Annotated in this window: 9 protein-coding genes and 1 tRNA gene; 1 reads left to right on the forward strand and 9 read right to left on the reverse strand. The window is 69.5% G+C overall.

What is annotated here, in order from left to right:
- On the forward strand, positions 1-1,341 hold a 1,341-nt coding region (locus ABT186_RS17900), incomplete at its 5' end, for a hypothetical protein (protein WP_502973240.1).
- Positions 1,342-1,918: 577 nt separating this feature from the next.
- Here the strand turns inward: ABT186_RS17900 and ABT186_RS17905 are convergent.
- From ABT186_RS17905 to ABT186_RS17945, 9 genes are all read right to left on the reverse strand, one after another.
- Positions 1,919-1,995, reverse strand: a tRNA-Thr gene (locus ABT186_RS17905).
- A 108-nt stretch (positions 1,996-2,103) separates the two neighbouring features.
- The gene (locus tag ABT186_RS17910; RefSeq protein ID WP_351925723.1) at positions 2,104-3,723 is read right to left on the reverse strand and encodes an alpha/beta hydrolase; all 1,620 of its coding nucleotides are present in this window, start codon (positions 3,721-3,723) and stop codon (positions 2,104-2,106) included.
- 117 nt (positions 3,724-3,840) lie between these two features.
- The gene (locus tag ABT186_RS17915; RefSeq protein WP_351925725.1) at positions 3,841-5,046 is read right to left on the reverse strand and encodes a DNA polymerase III subunit delta'; all 1,206 of its coding nucleotides are present in this window, start codon (positions 5,044-5,046) and stop codon (positions 3,841-3,843) included.
- A 130-nt stretch (positions 5,047-5,176) separates the two neighbouring features.
- The gene (gene tmk / locus ABT186_RS17920) at positions 5,177-8,497 is read right to left on the reverse strand and encodes a dTMP kinase (protein ID WP_351925727.1); all 3,321 of its coding nucleotides are present in this window, start codon (positions 8,495-8,497) and stop codon (positions 5,177-5,179) included.
- Positions 8,498-8,633: 136 nt separating this feature from the next.
- On the reverse strand, positions 8,634-11,489 hold the full coding sequence (gene topA, locus ABT186_RS17925) for a type I DNA topoisomerase (RefSeq protein WP_351925729.1): 2,856 nt from the start codon (positions 11,487-11,489) through the stop codon (positions 8,634-8,636).
- Between the two features lie 380 nt (positions 11,490-11,869).
- Positions 11,870-12,067, reverse strand: coding sequence for a hypothetical protein (locus ABT186_RS17930; RefSeq protein ID WP_351235056.1), 198 nt, complete (start codon positions 12,065-12,067; stop codon positions 11,870-11,872).
- A gap of 360 nt (positions 12,068-12,427) precedes the next feature.
- A complete protein-coding gene (locus ABT186_RS17935; RefSeq protein ID WP_502973241.1) occupies positions 12,428-13,957 on the reverse strand; it encodes a DUF7059 domain-containing protein in 1,530 nt (509 codons plus the stop codon).
- A gap of 90 nt (positions 13,958-14,047) precedes the next feature.
- A complete protein-coding gene (locus ABT186_RS17940) occupies positions 14,048-14,662 on the reverse strand; it encodes a small secreted protein (RefSeq protein WP_351235059.1) in 615 nt (204 codons plus the stop codon).
- Between the two features lie 219 nt (positions 14,663-14,881).
- Positions 14,882-17,284 carry a sodium-translocating pyrophosphatase gene (locus ABT186_RS17945; protein WP_351925733.1) on the reverse strand — a complete coding sequence of 801 codons (2,403 nt, stop codon included), beginning with the start codon at positions 17,282-17,284 and terminating at the stop codon, positions 14,882-14,884.
- Positions 17,285-17,344: the final 60 nt, after the last annotated feature.

Consider the following 17,344-nt stretch of genomic DNA (forward strand, 5'->3'; position numbering starts at 1 on the left):
GGATCTGCGCATCGATACCCAGTGACGACCCTGGCGCTCGCAAGCCAGCGCGGGGCTTGGCGATGCATGACCAGCGGTTACGGGACAGCCCTTAGCAACAAGAGATTGTATGAGGTGCAAAATCTTCGAGACCAACTCGAAGAAGCAGACCTACGCGTCCAACAGGCAGTAATTCGCGAGCAGGTCCTCACGGAAGGGCTCCAAATACGCGAGCACAGAATTGCCCAGCTTGAGACAAAGCAAATAGAGCTGACCGCGCGCTGGGAGAACGAGGTTCGAGAGCGCGAGAACACAGTCGCAGACCTGACCCTCGCCCAAAAGGCGGACGCAGAGGAGTTGGCGCGGCTAAAAGTAGAAGTTGAGCAGCTACACGTGGAACTGGAGCGAGCGAGGGATGCGAGCCGTCAAGCCGAGGACCGGTGCCGCATTTTGGAGGAGCGTTTGGCAGAGGTCGAAGATAAGGCGCAAGCAGGCCAGGAAGCAAGGGAGGCTAACGAACTAGAGGAGGCGCAACGGGCCGCAGCGGAGGCGAAGGCAGTTGCAGACGAGCTCAGGCAGCAACTCGAAGACTTGAAAGAAGCGCGCGAATCCACACTGGAAGAGCTCGAAGCAGTGCGGAAGTCCGCAGTGGAGGCAACCCGACAAAAATTCGAGCGCGCCAGGGAAGAGGCGGCCAAGGAAAGGGAGCGAAGCGATATAAGCCTGGCCAACCGCAGCGCCATGGAAATTTCACGCGACTTCCTTCGACTTTCAGCAAAGGGAGACGAGTCGGCCCTCTATGACCTCAGCAGAGCGGTTGCCAAGCTGACACCCATTGAGAGTGTTAGAGGGGTCTGCTTGAATCTCTGGGAAAAGGGCTACGAGGTCGCGGCAGAAGAATTGGCCGGCCGGGTAGGCAAGGAGAGGAGCATACAATCCCTGCAAATTTTCCTGTCCTCGCTGGTCCAGCAGGATTCAAGCAGGGTCGCCAGTAATCTCGCCGAGATCTCATTGGCGCAGTTCGCCTGGTTCCGCGACTCCACCGAAGTCTCGCTCCTTATGAGCATACTCAAAAAATCTGGCTTGCCCTCTTGGGCGCTTCACATTCAGATGGAGTGCGCAGCCCGACGCAGCCCCGGAAAGCTAGCAGAACTACTGCGCGACATGGACCCCGTCGAAGTACCAATCATGATTGAAGTGATTTCCCAGTCTCGGGCTACGGCAGATATTCCCCCACTGCTTTTCTGCATGGAGGATCTAGGTCTCGACCTATATATCAAGTCTCTCTTGTCTCGTATTTCGCAATTGGGACGGCATGACTCAGCTATGATTTTGGAGGCGTGGGAGCTGGCAAAAGATTGAACTAGCCCGTTCGGCCATGAGGAACTGATCGTGCGGAACGTCCCAGCTCGTACAGTTCCCCACACCGTCGTACGACACCGGGAAGGGGCTCAGCGTCGCCGAGGCGCGGCTTCTCATCCGTGAGTCCACCGAGGACCGGTTGCACGCGCTTTACGTGCTCGACCTGATCCGGGGGACGCGCCGGGGGCAGTTGCCGGGGCTGCGCTGGGATGCGGTCGACTTCGACGCGAGACGCTCATCGTGGAGCGCGCGCTCCAGCGCGTTGCGGGGAGCTCCGGCTCGTCAAGCCCAAGACCCTCGCCTCACTCCGCACCGTCCCACTTCCGCCGACCATTATGAAGGTGACGCGCCTGCTGTGTCAGCGACCTTAGCTCTGCCAATTAGTTGCCGCAGCCGACTTGTTCAGCCCGCACTGGCAGTTCGTTGGACGGCTGGGGTGTTCACGCCAGGTCCGTGCCCGGCCACACTGAGACCAGAACTGAGACCCCCGACAGCCGCGCGGCCCGTTCCCGCCGCCGTCGACGCATCCGCTGAACGCAAAAACCCCAGCTCAGAGACCATCTGGGCTGGGGTTCGATGGAGCCGCCTTCGGGATTCGAACCCGAGACCTACGCATTACGAGTGCGTTGCTCTGGCCATCTGAGCTAAGGCGGCGCGCCGTCCGCACTATGGTGCGATCAGCAACGTCGGTAAGTCTACACAGTTTCCGGGGGTGCTCTGACCACGCCCCGGAAGCGACGCTTCCGGGGCGAGCGGCGGCGCCTACGAGCAGCGTTTTCCCTTCGCCGGCGGGGTGCCCCGGAGCAGATACGCGTCGATCGCCGCGTCGATGCACTTGCTGCCGCGGTTGTACGCCGTGTGGCCGTCCGAGTCGTAGGTGAGGAGCCTGCCCGAGGAGAGCTGGGAGGCGAGGGACCGCGCCCAGGCGTAGGGGGTCGCCGGGTCGCGGGTCGTGCCCACCACCACAATCGGCGGCGCGCCCTTCGCCGTGATGCGGTGCGGTCGTCCCGTCGCCTTCACCGGCCAGTACGCGCAGTTCAGCGACGCCCAGGCCAACCCCTCCCCGAATACCGGCGACTCCTTCTCGAACGTCGGGAGCGCCTTCTGCACCTGCTGCGGGGAGGTGAACGCGGGCGGCAGGTCCAGGCAGTTCACGGCCGCGTTCGCGAACATCAGGTTCGAGTACTTGCCGTCGGCCCCCCGCTCGTAATAGGTGTCCGACAGGAGGAGCAGCCCGGCGCCGTTGTGGTTGTCCATCGCCTCGGTCAGCGCCTCGCGCAGCTGGGGCCAGGTCGCCTGGTCGTACATCGCCGCGATCACCCCGGTGGTGGCCAGGGCCTCGCCGAGCTTTCGGCCGCTCGCGTCACCCGTCGGGAGGGGAGACGCATCGAGCTTCCTGAAGAACGCCTTCAGATTCCGACCGACCTTCGCCGGCGAGGTGCCGGGGCCGCCCAACGGGCAGTCCGACTGCCGGACGCAGTTCTTCGCGAAGGACTGGAACGCCGTCTCGAAGCCCACCGTCTGGTCCTCATTGAGCTTGCGGGCGGACACGGACGGATCCATCGCGCCGTCCAGCACCATGCGGCCGACCCGGTCCGGGAACAGTCCCGCGTACGTCGCTCCGAGGAACGTTCCGTACGAGGCCCCCACGTAGTTCAGCTTCTTGTCGCCCAGCGCCGCGCGCACGATGTCCATGTCACGGGCCGCCTCGACCGTGGAGACATGGCGCAGCAGTTCCGGTGACTGCTTCGCGCACCCCTCGGCGAACCGCTTGTCCGCTGCAACCAGCTGGTTCGTCTCCTTCTGGTTGTCGGGGGTGATGTCCGTCTGCGCGTACGCGTCCATCTGGGGGCCGCTGAGGCACTCGACCGGCTCGCTTTGGGCCACACCGCGCGGATCGACGGCGACCATGTTGTAGCGGGCGCGGATCTCCGCCGGGTAGCCGGCGCCCGCGAACTGTTCCAGATACTTGATCGCCGAGCCGCCCGGCCCGCCCGGGTTCACCAGCAACGAGCCGAGGGGCTTGCCCCGGCCCGTGGCCTTCTTGCGGGCGACGGCCAGTCCGACATCGCCCGAGGCGGGCTTGGCGTAGTCCCGCGGCACCTTCATCGTGGCGCACTGGAAGCCGGTGGCTCCGCAGCTGTGCCAGGTCAGCTTCTGCTCGTAGTACGGAGCCAGCGCCGACGGCGTGGCCCCGGGCAGTGCGGCCAGCGCCGCGTCCGCCGCCGCCGTGGTCGAAGTCCCTGAGGAACAGGCCGAGACGAGCAACGCGGCGGCGGCGAGCAGCGTGCCGCCGGTCCGCAGGTGCAGCGGACGGAGGAGCCGGCTGGAGCGGGGCGGGCAGGGACGGCGGGACGGTCCGGAAATGCGCCTGGTGTGCATTTTGTGAGCGTAACGCTATGAGATGGATTGATCGCTATCAGTGGCGTACGCGCCTCGTACGAGTGATGCGGTCAATTCGTCGCGCGCCGTTACCCCTCTCAAGGGGCTCAAGGGGGCTCACCCCGCTCGCAACGCCATCGTCATCGCCTCCACCGCCAGCAGAGGGGCCACATTGCGGTCCAAGGCATCCCGGCACGCGGCGATCGCCTCGATGCGGCGCAACGTGGACTCCGGCGTGCTGCCGCGCGCCAGGCGGTCCAGGGCGTCCTCGGCGTCCGTATTGGCGAGGGCGATGCGGGAGCCGAGCTGGAGGGCGAGCACGTCGCGGTAGAAGCCCGTGAGGTCGGTGAGGGCCAGGTCCAGGCTGTCGCGCTGCGTGCGCGTTCTGCGGCGTTTCTGCTTGTCCTCCAGCTCCTTCATCACGCCCGCGGTGCCACGCGGCATCCGGCCGCCCTGCGCCGCGCCGAGCGCCGCCTTCAGCTCCTCCGTCTCCTTGGCGTCGAGTTCCTCCGCGAGCTGCTTGGAGTCCTCCGTGGCCGCGTCGACCAGCTCCTGGGCGGCCCTGAGGCAGCCGCCGATGTCGTCGACGCGCAGCGGGAGCTTCAGGACAGCGGCCCTGCGCCCGCGGGCCCGCTCGTCCGTGGCCAGGCGGCGGGCGTGGTCGACATGGCCCTGCGTGGCGCGGGCGGCGGCGGCCGCGATCTCGGGTTCGATGCCGTCACGCCGTACGAGCATGTCTGCGACCGCCTCCACGGAGGGCGTGCGCAGGTTCAGGTGGCGGCAGCGGGAGCGGATCGTCGGCAGGACGTCCTCCAGGGAGGGCGCGCACAGCAGCCAGACCGTACGCGGAGCGGGCTCCTCCACCGCCTTGAGGACCGCGTTGGCCGACTTCTCGTTCAGCCGCTCGGCGTCCTCGACGAGGATCACCTGCCAGCGGCCGTTCGCCGGTGACGTGAACGACTTGCGGACGGTGTCGCGCATGTCGTCGGCGAGGATCTGCGTGCCCACGGCCGCGACCGTGGTCACATCCGCGTGCGTGCCGATCAGGGCCGTGTGGCAGCCGTCGCAGAAACCGCAGCCGGGGGAGCCGCCGAGCGCACGGTCGGGGCTCACGCACTGGAGCGCCGCGGCGAACGCCCGCGCCGCCTGCGTACGCCCCGCGCCGGGCGGGCCCGTGAACAGCCAGGCGTGCGTCATCTTCGACGCCTCGGGCGGCGGGGCATCCCCGGCGGCCGCGGTGACCAGGGCGTCGGCGTCACGCGCAGCCGCGCCGAGCTGCTCGCTCACCTTCTCCTGGCCCACCAGGTCGTCCCACACGGTCACGGGACACCGCCCTTCCGTCGCACTTCGCCCTTACCGCGATCCATTGTGCGGGTCGCGACTGACAACAGGGCCACTGACAACGGGGCCATGACAAGGGGGCCACTGACAACGGGGCGAGCGAGAGATGCGCTCAGCGGCGGCGTCCGCGCCCCCGGCCGTCGTCCCAGTCCTCGTCCTCGCGCGGGCCGAGCAGTTCGTCCGCCAGGGTCGGGAGGTCGTCCAGCGGGGTCTCCTCGGCCCAGTCCGGACGGGGCCGGCGGCGCGGATGGCCCTCGTCGTCCATCTGAGGCAGCTCACGCGTGCGGTCCTCGGCCCCGTCGGGCCGCGGCGCCGGACGTTCGTCACGGAAGAAGCCCTGCGGCACCCGCTCCGCCGGATCACCGGAACCACCGTCCCGTACGGGCGGCAGCACGGCCGTCTCATCGGCGGCACCCGGCACGACGGGCGGCAGCACCGCCGTCTCGTCCGCGGCACCCGGCACCACCGGCGGCAGCACCGCCGTCTCGTCGGCAGCCCCCTGCGGCACATCCGGCTTCGGCAGCTTGGCCGTGGTCTCCTGGTCGGACTCCCCGGCATGCACCGGCCGCAGTACGGTCGTCTCGTCCGTCGGCCCGCCCGACGCTTTCGGCCCGCCCGACGCATTCGATCCGCCCGACGCGTTCGATCCGCCCGACGCGTTCGACGGCGTCACCAGTGGCGTGGGGACGGTGGTCTCGGTGTCCGGCGACGAGCCCGCCGAGGACGCACCCCCGGACGCACCCCCGGTCACACCGGCACCAGAGCCTCCGGAACCGGAACCCCCGGAACCAGAAGCACCCGACACCGGGCCCGACGCCGCCACGGCAGCCGATGCCGACGCCTCGGCCGCCGCCCGGCGTGCCTCCTCGGCCCGCAGCAGCGCCTCCTCGGCCTTCCGCTGCTTCTCCAGGCGCCGTTCCTCGGCCTCGGCCCGCAGCCGGGCCTCCTCCTCGGCCTGCTTGCGCCGCCGTTCCTCCTCGGCCTTCCTGCGCGCCTCCTCGGCCGCCCGCGCCTCCTCCTCCGCAAGAAGCCGCGCCCGCTCCTCCTCGGCGCGCCGACGGGCTTCCTCGGCCCGCTGCCGGGCCTCCTCCGCCTGCCGCTCGGCCTCGCGGCGCTGCGCCTCCTCCAGCTCGCGCCGCTTGCGCTCTTCCTCCTCGGCCCGGAGCTTGGCGAGCTGCTCCTGGCGCTCGCGCTCCAGCCGCTCCTCCTCGGCCTTGCGCGCGGCCTCTTCCTCGGCCTTGCGCCGGGCCTCCTCCTCGGCCTTCCTGCGTGCCTCCTCCTGTGCCTTCACCTCGGCCTCGGACAGCGGCAGCATCTGGTCGAGCCGGTGCCGGATCACAGTCGTGACCGCCTCGGGCTCCTGCCCGGCGTCGACGATCAGGTAGCGCCCGGGATCGGCGGCGGCCAGCGTGAGGAAACCGGACCGCACGCGCGCGTGGAACTCGGCCGGCTCCGACTCCAGCCGGTCCGGCGCCTCGGTGAACCGCTCACGCGCGGTCTCCGGCGCCACATCCAGCAGGACGGTCAGATGCGGCACAAGACCGTTGGTCGCCCACCGGTTGATCCGGGCGATCTCGGTCGGGGACAGATCACGGCCCGCCCCCTGATAGGCCACGGACGAGTCGATGTACCGGTCCGAGATCACGACCGCGCCCCGCTCGAGCGCCGGGCGCACCACCGTGTCCACGTGCTCCGCACGGTCCGCCGCGTACAGGAGCGCTTCCGCGCGGTGCGACAGGCCGGCGCTGGAGACATCCAGCAGGATCGACCGCAGCCGCTTGCCGACCGGCGTCGCACCCGGCTCGCGGGTCAGGACGACCTCATGCCCCTTGGCCCGGATCCACTCGGCGAGTGCCTCGGCCTGAGTGGACTTCCCGGCACCGTCGCCGCCCTCCAGGGCGATGAAGAATCCGCTCGCCGCAGTCGCCTGCACCGGGTCGTCGCCGCGCAGCGCGTCGCGCAGGTCGTGCCGCAGCGGCACCCCGGAGCGGTCGTCGACCTTGGCGAGGACCAGCGCGGCGACCGGCAGCAGCAGCGCGCCGACCAGCATCAGAGTGAAGGCGGCGCCCCCGTGCGCGAACACGAACTTGCCGTTCACCAGCCGGTGCGGCCCGATCCCCCCGGCCACCACCGGGGCCACCAGCGCGCCCAGGGCGACGCAGACCCGGACGACCGCGTGCAGATGCTCGGTCGTCCGTGCCCGCCGGTTGTCCTCGGCCTCCTGGTCGAGCAGCGTGTGCCCGGTGTTCGCGGCGACGCCGGAACCGATGCCCGCGAGAGCCAGGATCAGCAGCACGGTGGTGACATCCGGGACGAGCCCCCCGGCGAGCAGCGCGATCCCGGTGAAGGCGATCGCGATCGCGAGCAGCCGGCGCCGCGACAGCGACGGCAGCACCCTGGGCGCCGTACGGATGCCGACGACCGTGCCACCGGTCAGCGCGAGGACCAGCAGGCCGTACGTCACCGGGCCGCCGCCCATGTCCTTGGCCTGCAGCACGGAGACGGCGACGGCGGCCGAGACGGCCCCGGCGACGGCCGCGCAGGCGAGCACGAGCAGCGGGATCGCGCCCGTACGACCCTTGTCGGCGCCTGTGCCCGTCTTGGGGCGGCGCAGTCCCTCCAGCGGCGACCGCGCGCGGGGGGTGCGGGTGTCGGGCAGTTCGAGGGAGGTGACCACCGACAGCGAGGCGGCGAAGAGCCCGGCCGCGACGTACGAGGCGAGGGCCGCCTGGTGCTGGGCGAACCAGGCGATGCCCGCGCCCAGCAGGTTGTTCAGCAGCGACACGACGACAAGCCCGGCGGCGGCGAGCGGCACCGCCACGAATCCCGTACGCAACGAAAGGCGCCGCAGCGCGTCCATGTGGTCCGGCAGCGGGCGCACCGTCGCACCCTCCAGGGGCGGCGCGGGCAGCAGGGCGGGCGCCGCGCTCTCGCGGCACACCGTCCAGAAGCGTTCGGCGACGCCGGTCACGAAGGCCGTCACCAGCAGGACCGCGAGCGCATCGCCCGGAGTCCAGTCGATCCACAGGGGGGCGACGATCAGCAGGGCGGCCCGCAGTGCGTCCGCGCCGACCATGGTCCAGCGGCGGTCGAGCGGCCCCTCCTGGGACGTCAGGGCGTTGAGCGGGCCGAGGAGGACTGCCCCGAAAAGCAGGGTGGCCAGGATCCGCGCACCGAAGACGGTCGCGATCGCGAAGGCCACTCCCCGGTAGCCACCGCCGAAGGAGCCGTCCGCGATGGCCGCCTGGAGAGCCAGCATGACCAGGACGAGCAGGGCGAGGACGTCGCCGACACCGCCCACGAGCTGGGCGCTCCACAGCCGTTTCAGCTGCGGCCGGCCCAGCAGAGCGCGGACGGCGCGCTCACGGGAATCTGCGACCAGGGCGTCGTCGGGGGTCGGGGTGTGGGCCGTTGGCTGCTCGGCTCGCGTCATGCTTTCAGCCTATCGGGCGCCACCGACAGCCTGTGGCAGCCGTCCGAACGTGCGCACGCCCCGTCATCAAAGTGATGCCGAGGCGTGCGTTTCGCGAACCGGACGTGCAGGACCGTGGCGAAAAATCTTCGCCAGCTCAGCCTTCGGCCGTGTCCTTCGACGCTGCCGTCTTCGCGGCGGCGGTCTTCTTGGCCGTCGTCTTCTTCACGGTGGTCTTGGCGGTGGTGGTCTTCGCGGTGGTGGTCTTCCTGGCAGCCGTCTTCTTCGCCGCCGTCGACGCCGTCTTCTTGGCCGGCGCCTTCTTGGCGGCGGTCTTCTTGGCGGCGGTCTTCTTGGCGGGCGTCTTGGCGCGCTTCTCCGCGAGCAGTTCGAAGCCGCGCTCCGGGCTGATCGTCTCGACGCTGTCGCCGGAGCGCAGGGTCGCGTTGGTCTCGCCGTCCGTGACGTACGGACCGAAGCGACCGTCCTTGACGACGACCGGCTTCCCGCTGACCGGGTCCTCGCCCAGCTCCTTCAGCGGCGGCTTGGCGGCGGCGCGGCCACGCTGCTTGGGCTGGGCGTAGATCGCCTGCGCCTCCTGCAGTGTGATCGTGAAGATCTGGTCCTCGGACTGCAGCGACCGCGAGTCAGTGCCCTTCTTCAGGTACGGCCCGTAGCGACCGTTCTGCGCGGTGATCTCCACACCGTCCGCGTCCGTGCCGACGACCCGCGGCAGGGACATCAGCTTCAGCGCGTCGTCCAGTGTGACCGTGTCCAGGGACATCGACTTGAACAGCGAGGCCGTACGCGGCTTGACGGCGTTCTTGCCCGTCTTCGGGGTGCCCTCGGGGAGGATCTCCGTGACGTACGGGCCGTAGCGGCCGTCCTTGGCGACGATCGGGTGGTTCGTCTCCGGGTCGGTGCCCAGCGGGCGCTCGCCGCTCGGCTTGGCGAGCAGTTCCTCGGCCAGCTCGATGGTCAGCTCGTCCGGCGCCAGGTCGGCCGGGATGTCGGCGCGCTGGTGGTTCTCGGTTTCCTTCTCGCCACGCTCGATGTACGGGCCGTAGCGGCCGACCCGCAGCACGATGTCATTGCCCACGGGGAACGACGACACCTCGCGCGCGTCGATCGCGCCCAGGTCGGTCACCAGCTCCTTGAGGCCGCCGAGGTGGTCCCCGTCGCCGTTGCCGGCGTCCGCGGCGCCGCCGTCGCCCGTGCCTTCGCCGAAGTAGAACCGCTTCAGCCACGGCACGGCCTGCGCCTCGCCCCGGGCGATGCGGTCGAGGTCGTCCTCCATCTTGGCGGTGAAGTCGTAGTCGACGAGCCGCCCGAAGTGCTTCTCCAGCAGGTTGACCACGGCGAAGGACAGGAAGGAAGGCACCAGGGCGGTGCCCTTCTTGAACACATATCCGCGGTCGAGGATCGTGCCGATGATCGACGCGTACGTCGACGGACGGCCGATCTCGCGCTCTTCGAGCTCCTTGACCAGCGAGGCCTCGGTGTAGCGGGCCGGGGGCTTGGTCGAGTGGCCGTCGGCGGTAATCTCCTCCGCGGTCAGCGCTTCGCCCTCGGCAACCTGCGGCAGCCGGCGCTCGCGGTCGTCGAGCTCGGCGTTCGGGTCGTCGGCGCCCTCGACGTACGCCTTCAGGAAGCCGTGGAAGGTGATCGTCTTGCCGGACGCGCTGAACTCGGCGTCCCGCCCGTCGGCGGCCATGCCGCCGATCTTCACCGTGACCGAGTTACCGGTCGCGTCCTTCATCTGGGAGGCGACGGTCCGCTTCCAGATCAGCTCGTAGAGCTTGAACTGGTCGCCGGTCAGTCCCGTCTCGGCCGGGGTGCGGAAACGATCACCCGAGGGCCGGATGGCCTCGTGCGCCTCCTGCGCGTTCTTGACCTTGGCGGCGTACGTACGGGGCTGCTGAGGCAGGTAGTCCGCGCCGTACAGCTGCGTGACCTGGGCTCGGGCGGCGGTGATCGCCGTGTCCGACAGGGTCGTGGAGTCCGTACGCATGTACGTGATGAAGCCGTTCTCGTACAGCTTCTGCGCGATCTGCATCGTGGCCTTCGCGCCGAAGCCGAGCTTGCGGCTGGCCTCCTGCTGGAGCGTCGTCGTACGGAACGGCGCGTACGGCGAGCGGCGGTACGGCTTGGACTCGACCGAGCGGACCGAGAACCGCGTGTTCTCCAGGGCGGCGGCCAGCGCACGGGCGTTCGCCTCGTCGAGGTGCAGCGTGTTCGCGCCCTTCAGCCGGCCCACCGAGTCGAAGTCGCGGCCCTGCGCCACGCGCTTGCCGTCGACCGTCGCGAGCCTCGCCACCAGGGACGACGGGTCGGACGGGTCGCCGGCGCGGCCGGTGCCGAAGGTGCCGGTCAGGTCCCAGTACTCCGCGGAGCGGAACGCCATGCGCTCGCGCTCCCGCTCCACGACGAGCCGGGTCGCCACGGACTGGACACGGCCCGCCGACAGGCGCGGCATGACCTTCTTCCACAGGACCGGCGAGACCTCGTAGCCGTAGAGGCGGTCGAGGATGCGGCGGGTTTCCTGGGCGTCGACGAGCTTCTGGTTCAGCTCGCGCGGGTTGCGCACGGCCTGCTGGATCGCGTCCTTGGTGATCTCGTGGAACACCATCCGCTTGACCGGGACCTTCGGCTTCAGCACCTCCTGGAGGTGCCATGCGATGGCCTCGCCCTCGCGGTCCTCATCGGTGGCGAGGAAGAGCTCGTCGGAGTCGCGCAGCAGATCCTTGAGCTTCTTGACCTGCGCCTTCTTGTCGGCATTGACGACGTAGATCGGCTGGAAATCGTGTTCGACGTCCACGCCGAGGCGGCGGACCTCGCCGGTGTACTTCTCGGGGACCTCCGCGGCCCCGTTCGGAAGGTCGCGGATGTGCCCGACGCTCGCTTCGACTACGTAGCCGGGGCCCAGGTAGCCCTTGATCGTCTTCGCCTTGGCAGGCGACTCGACGATGACGAGTCGGCGGCCGCCCTGTGCGGTCTCGCTGGTCGGGGACAACTTCGCTCTTCTCTCCGGTCGACGCTGGGGCCTCCCCAGGCCTTCATCCCGGGGTCGGGACTGCTTTCATGGTCGCTCACCTGCGGAGCGCTACAGCCGGTGTCGAGGCGGCGATCGTGCTCAGCCCTTCGGGCCTCCGCGCCTTTCGCTCTCTCGACACCGTCGCGCTCCTTCGGCTCACTCACTGGTGACGCTGCGGAGTGTGACGGTACATCCCGCCCCCGTGTCAAACGGGAAAAGCCCGCAACGGCCACTCGAACGGTAACCCGACTACCGGCATTCCTGCCGCCCGGAGTGTCCACCAGCCCTTTCGGCCCTATCCGGAGGGTGATCTCCCAGTTACCCGAGTCCCGACCGCCCGGTGGCCGGGAACCGTGATGTCAGAGGCGCATGAAGCACCATGCCCCGGCGGCGAGCGCGGCCACGGCGGCGAGAAACGCGAGGGCGACAGATGCGACGTGGCTCACACCCTCGGCGACAGGTTCACGGCGGTGCAGCCGGGTCGCGGTCCACGTCAGCAGCCCGCCTCCGAACAGGGCGAACACCGTACCCGCGAAGATCGCCGGTCCGCTCTCCATGGTCCCGTTCCTCCCACCCCGGACTGCTCAGCCTCGGGAGGCTGACACGCCCGGAAAGCCGGCACACGAACCTGGGGTGAACGCAGGGCGGACGGCCCGCCATGCGTCACCCGCGCCGCCCGGCAACTGTCATTGCGAGAACAGGCCGGCGGCGCAGCACGCGCGCGTGGGGGTCGCCCGGAGCCTCGGCGCCGGCCGGAGGTTGGCCGGTTTCACATCCCGGTGGACGATGCCCATCCGGTGCCCCGCCGTGAGCGTGTCCAGGACGGCGAGTCCCTGGAGTACGGGTCCACCTCAGTGCGCGGGCTCCAGGAGTGCGGGTCCATCTCAGTGCGCGGGCTCCAGGAGTACGCGTCCACCTCAGTGCGCGGGCTCCAGGAACCCCTGCTCGACCAGCAGCCGGATCTGAGCCGGCGTCCGGTCGCGCAGCAACACCGGGTCCTCGCCGACCAGTTGGGCGATGGCGTCGAGAATCCGCCCCGCGCTCAGCGTGCCGTCGCAGACACCGGCGAAGCCTGCGCCGACCGTGTCCACCTTGGTGGCGCGCCGCATCCCGCGGTTCTGCCGCAGCACCACATGCTCCGGGTCCTCGGCGCCCGGCAGCCCGACCTGCTCCTGGACAACCTCGGCGACGAGCCTGAAGTGGCCGGCGAGCAGAGCAGCGTCGTCGTGCGCCCGCAGGTAGTCGATGCGGTCGAAGTGCGCGCGCACGGTGTCGCCGAGCGGTTGTTCGACCGGATGCGGCCATTCCTCGACGGTGATCGAGGGCTCGGCGGCGTCCGTCCTGCGCAGCGCGATCCAGCCGAAGCCGACCGCCCGCACCTTGCGTGCCTCGAACTCGTCCAGCCACGCGTCGTACCGCGCCTGGTACTCGGCCACCTCGCCATGGTGGTCGCCGGCGTCGCGCAGCCACAACTCGGCGTACTGCGTGACGTCCTGGACCTCGCGCTGCACGATCCAGGCGTCGCATCCGCGCGGCACCCATGAGCGCAGCCGGTCCTGCCAGTCCTCCCCTTCCACGTGCTGCCAGTTGGCGAGGAACTGCGCGAACCCGCCCTCGTTCAGCCGCTCCCCCGCCTGCTGAACGAGCGTGCGGCACAGATCGTCCCCGCCCATGCCGCCGTCGCGATAGGTGAGCCGGGCTCCGGGGGAGATCACAAAGGGCGGGTTGGACACGATCAGGTCGTACGTCTCGTCGTCCCGGATCGGCTCGAACAACGACCCCTGGCGGACGTCCGCGGCCGGGGCGCCGGACAGCGCGAGCGTGAGCGCGGAGATGCGCAGGGCGCGCGGGTTGACGTCGGTCGCGGTCACCTGCATGGCGTGCTGGGCGGCGTGCAGCGCCTGGATCCCGGAGCCGGTGCCGAGGTCGAGAGCCGAGTCGACGGGGGTCCGTACGGTGATACCGGCGAGGGTGGTGGAGGCACCGCCGACCCCCAGGACGACGCCCTCCTCCTTGCTGCCGATGCCACCCGCTCCGCCGACCGCGCACCCCAGGTCGGAGACGATGAACCAGTCCTCGCCGCCGGGTCCTCCGTAGGGCCGGACGTCCACGGTCGCGGCGACCTCGTCCCCGCCGGTGCGGACGAGCCAGCCCGCCTCCACGCACGCGTCCACGGGCAGCACGCCCTCCACACGCGCGTGGGGCACGGGTTGCTGCAGCAGGAACAGCCGTACGAGCGCCTCCAGCGGCGCGTCCCCGCGCGTCGCCCGGAGCGCGGGTACGGTCTCGCTCCGCGCGAGCGCCGCGTACGCGGGCGCCCCGAGCAGCTCGAGCAGACCGTCGGCGGTGAAGGATGCCGCGAGCAGGGCCTCCCGCAGCCGGGCGATGACCTCGGCGCGGTCGGTGGAGGGCAGAGTGGACAGACCGGAGTTACTCACGCCCCCCATTGTGGCGTGGGGAGGCTGTGGCGTGGGAAGGCCCACCGCGTGCGTTCACCGCCGTGGGCCCTCCTTCCGCAGGTACCCGGAACGCGCGACTCAGCCGGCCGTCGCCGAAGCAGGAGCCGACGCGGATGTGGACGCGGACTTGCAGCTCGCCTGCTTCGTCATCGCCTTGCCGACGTCGCCCGCCTCCAGCTCCTTCAACGCGTCGTTACCGCTCTTGCTCAGCTTGTCCAGCTGCGTCGCGATCCCCTTGAGCCCGTCCGCGAACTTCGCCTGGTCCTTCGTGTTGAGCCCGTCCACCTGCTTCTTGAGTTCGGCGTACGCCGTGGAGATGTCGTCGAGCTCCTTGACCGCGTTCTTCTGCTTCGTCGCACCGTTGTCGACGGCCGGCGCCCCGGCCTGCTGAACGGCCGCCCCGATCGCCTTGTAGGCGTCGGACATGTCCTGGAAGGCCTGGGAGTCGGTCTTCTGGACCTGCTCCGGCGTGCTGTTGTCCGAGGTCTGCTTCTGGATCGCGGTGCTCGCGTCGGCGATCTTCTTGGCCTGCGGCTGTACCGCGTCGCACACCTGCTTGGCCCAGGTGCCCAGCTTGTCGTCGTTCCCGCTGCTTGCGCTGCTGCTGGTGCACCCCGACAGCGCCAGTACCAGTACCGCACCGCCGGACAGTGCGGCCGCGAGCTTCTTGTTCACCGGATTGGTCCCTTCCATGGCTCTCTCGGCCCCGGAACATACACGCCAACCGGGCGACAGCCGCACGGTAAATATCACTTTTGACCGCTGTTGAAGCTATTTGCACCAAGAGAGAGAAGGCTCACGCAGAGGGCCACGAACACGGACAGGGCGGGCGTACGGCGCCTCGATGTGCGCCGTACGCCCGCCCGTGGGCCCGTAGCTGACCAGGTGGAAGAGCGGGTGCCGTGGAACCGGCTACGAAACCACCGCCGGATCAGCCGACTTGGAGACCCTCTCGGCGTTGCCTTCGTCACCCACGGCGATTCCGCGCCGCTTGGAGATGTACACCGCGAGCACGATCACGACGATCGCGAGCACGGCGATCAGGATCCGTACGGCGAGGCTCTTGTCGCTGCCGTACGAGAACTTGACGACCGCGGGCGCGATGAGCAGTGACACCAGGTTCATCACCTTCAGCAGCGGGTTGATCGCCGGTCCCGCGGTGTCCTTGAAGGGGTCGCCGACCGTGTCGCCGATCACCGTCGCGGCGTGCGCCTCGCTGCCCTTGCCGCCGTGGTGACCGTCCTCGACGAGCTTCTTCGCGTTGTCCCAGGCGCCGCCGGAGTTGGCGAGGAAGACCGCCATCAGCGTTCCGGTGCCGATCGCGCCCGCGAGATAAGCCCCGAGTGCACCGACCCCGAGCGTGAACCCGAGGGCGATGGGCGCCATGACGGCGAGCAGACCGGGGGTGGCCAGCTCCCTGAGGGCGTCCTTGGTGCAGATGTCGACGACCTTGCCGTACTCGGGCTTCTCCGTGTAGGTCATGATCCCGGGGTGCTCCCGGAACTGCCGGCGCACCTCGAAGACCACCGCGCCCGCCGCCCGCGACACCGCGTTGATCGCCAGCCCCGAGAAGAGGAAGACGACCGCCGCGCCGGCGATGAGGCCGACCAGGTTGTTGGGCTGCGAGATGTCCATGACCAGACTCATCGGCCCGCCGTCGCCGACCTTCTCGCCCACGTCCTGTGCGGCCGTGGTGATCGCGTCGCGGTACGAGCCGAACAGCGCCGAGGCCGCGAGGACGGCCGTGGCGATGGCGATGCCCTTGGTGATCGCCTTGGTGGTGTTGCCCACGGCGTCCAGGTCGGTGAGCACCTGCGCGCCCGAGCCCTGGACGTCGCCGGACATCTCGGCGATGCCCTGCGCGTTGTCGGAGACCGGACCGAAGGTGTCCATGGCGACGATCACGCCGACCGTGGTGAGCAGGCCCGTGCCGGCCAGCGCCACCGCAAACAGGGCGAGCATGATCGACGTACCGCCGAGCAGGAACGCCCCGTACACACCGAGCCCGATCAGCAGCGCGGTGTAGACGGCCGACTCCAGACCGACGGCGATACCGGCGAGCACCACGGTGGCCGGACCGGTCAGCGAGGTCTTTCCGATGTCCCGCACCGGACGGCGCGTGGTCTCGGTGAAGTAGCCCGTCAGCTGCTGGATCAGGGCGGCGAGCACGATGCCGATGGCCACCGCGATGAGGGCGAGGATCCGCGGATCGCCGTCCTTGGCCCGGATCGCCGCGTCGGAGACGCCCTTGAGGTCGGCGTACGACGACGGCAGATAGCTGAAGACGGCCACGGTGACCAACGCCAGCGAGATCACCGCGGAGATGAAGAAGCCCCGGTTGATCGCGGACATGCCGCTGCGGTCGGCACGGCGTGGCGCCACGGCGAAGATGCCGATCATCGCGGTCAGGACCCCGATGGCGGGCACGATCAGCGGGAACGCCAGTCCGGAGTCGCCGAACGCCGCCTTGCCGAGGATCAGCGCGGCCACCAGCGTCACGGCGTACGACTCGAAGAGGTCGGCCGCCATGCCCGCGCAGTCGCCGACGTTGTCGCCCACGTTGTCGGCGATGGTCGCGGCATTGCGTGGGTCGTCCTCCGGAATGCCCTGCTCGACCTTGCCGACCAGGTCGGCGCCGACGTCGGCGGCCTTGGTGAAGATGCCGCCTCCGACACGCATGAACATGGCGATCAGCGCCGCCCCGAGGCCGAAGCCCTCCAGGACCTTCGGCGCATTCGCCGCGTACACCAGCACCACACAGGAGGCGCCCAGCAGACCGAGGCCCACCGTGAACATGCCGACGACTCCACCCGTGCGGAACGCGATCTTCATCGCCTTGTGCGAAACAGCGGTGAGATCCTTTTTCGGCTCACCCTCGGCCGGGGTCGCCTCGCGGGCCGCTGCGGCAACCCGCACATTGCTCCGTACCGCGAGCCACATACCGATATAGCCGGTGGCAGCCGAGAACACCGCGCCGATCAGGAAGAACACCGACCGTCCGGCGCGCTGATTCCAGTCGTCCGCGGGCAGCAGCATGAGCAGGAAGAACACGACCACGGCGAATACGCCGAGCGTGCGCAGTTGCCGGGCCAGATAGGCGTTCGCGCCTTCCTGGACCGCCGCCGCGATCTTCTTCATGCTGTCGGTGCCCTCGCCCGCCGCCAGCACCTGGCGCACCAGAATCCCGGCGACCACGAGGGCCGCGAGGGCGACAGCCCCGATGACCACGACGATCATGCGGTTGCTGTCGGTCAGTACTGCGGCTGCGAGGGTTGTGGGATGGTCAAACTGTTGAGGGGTAGAAAGCCCCGCCATTCGTCCTCCTTGACGCTTGGGCTGAGCTCAAGATGTGGACGGATTGTAGGTAGCGGAACC

The sequence above is a fragment of the Streptomyces sp. NPDC001634 genome (genome assembly GCF_040298185.1).
GTDB lineage: Bacteria > Actinomycetota > Actinomycetes > Streptomycetales > Streptomycetaceae > Streptomyces.

Coding starts and splice junctions, on each gene's coding strand:
- ABT186_RS17935 (WP_502973241.1), bottom strand. CDS start 13,957: ATGGGGGGCGTGAGTAACTCCGGTCTGTCCACTCTGCCCTCCACCGAC.
- ABT186_RS17930 (WP_351235056.1), bottom strand. CDS start 12,067: ATGGAGAGCGGACCGGCGATCTTCGCGGGTACGGTGTTCGCCCTGTTC.
- ABT186_RS17940 (WP_351235059.1), bottom strand. CDS start 14,662: ATGGAAGGGACCAATCCGGTGAACAAGAAGCTCGCGGCCGCACTGTCC.
- tmk (WP_351925727.1), bottom strand. CDS start 8,497: ATGACGCGAGCCGAGCAGCCAACGGCCCACACCCCGACCCCCGACGAC.
- ABT186_RS17910 (WP_351925723.1), bottom strand. CDS start 3,723: ATGCACACCAGGCGCATTTCCGGACCGTCCCGCCGTCCCTGCCCGCCC.
- ABT186_RS17945 (WP_351925733.1), bottom strand. CDS start 17,284: ATGGCGGGGCTTTCTACCCCTCAACAGTTTGACCATCCCACAACCCTC.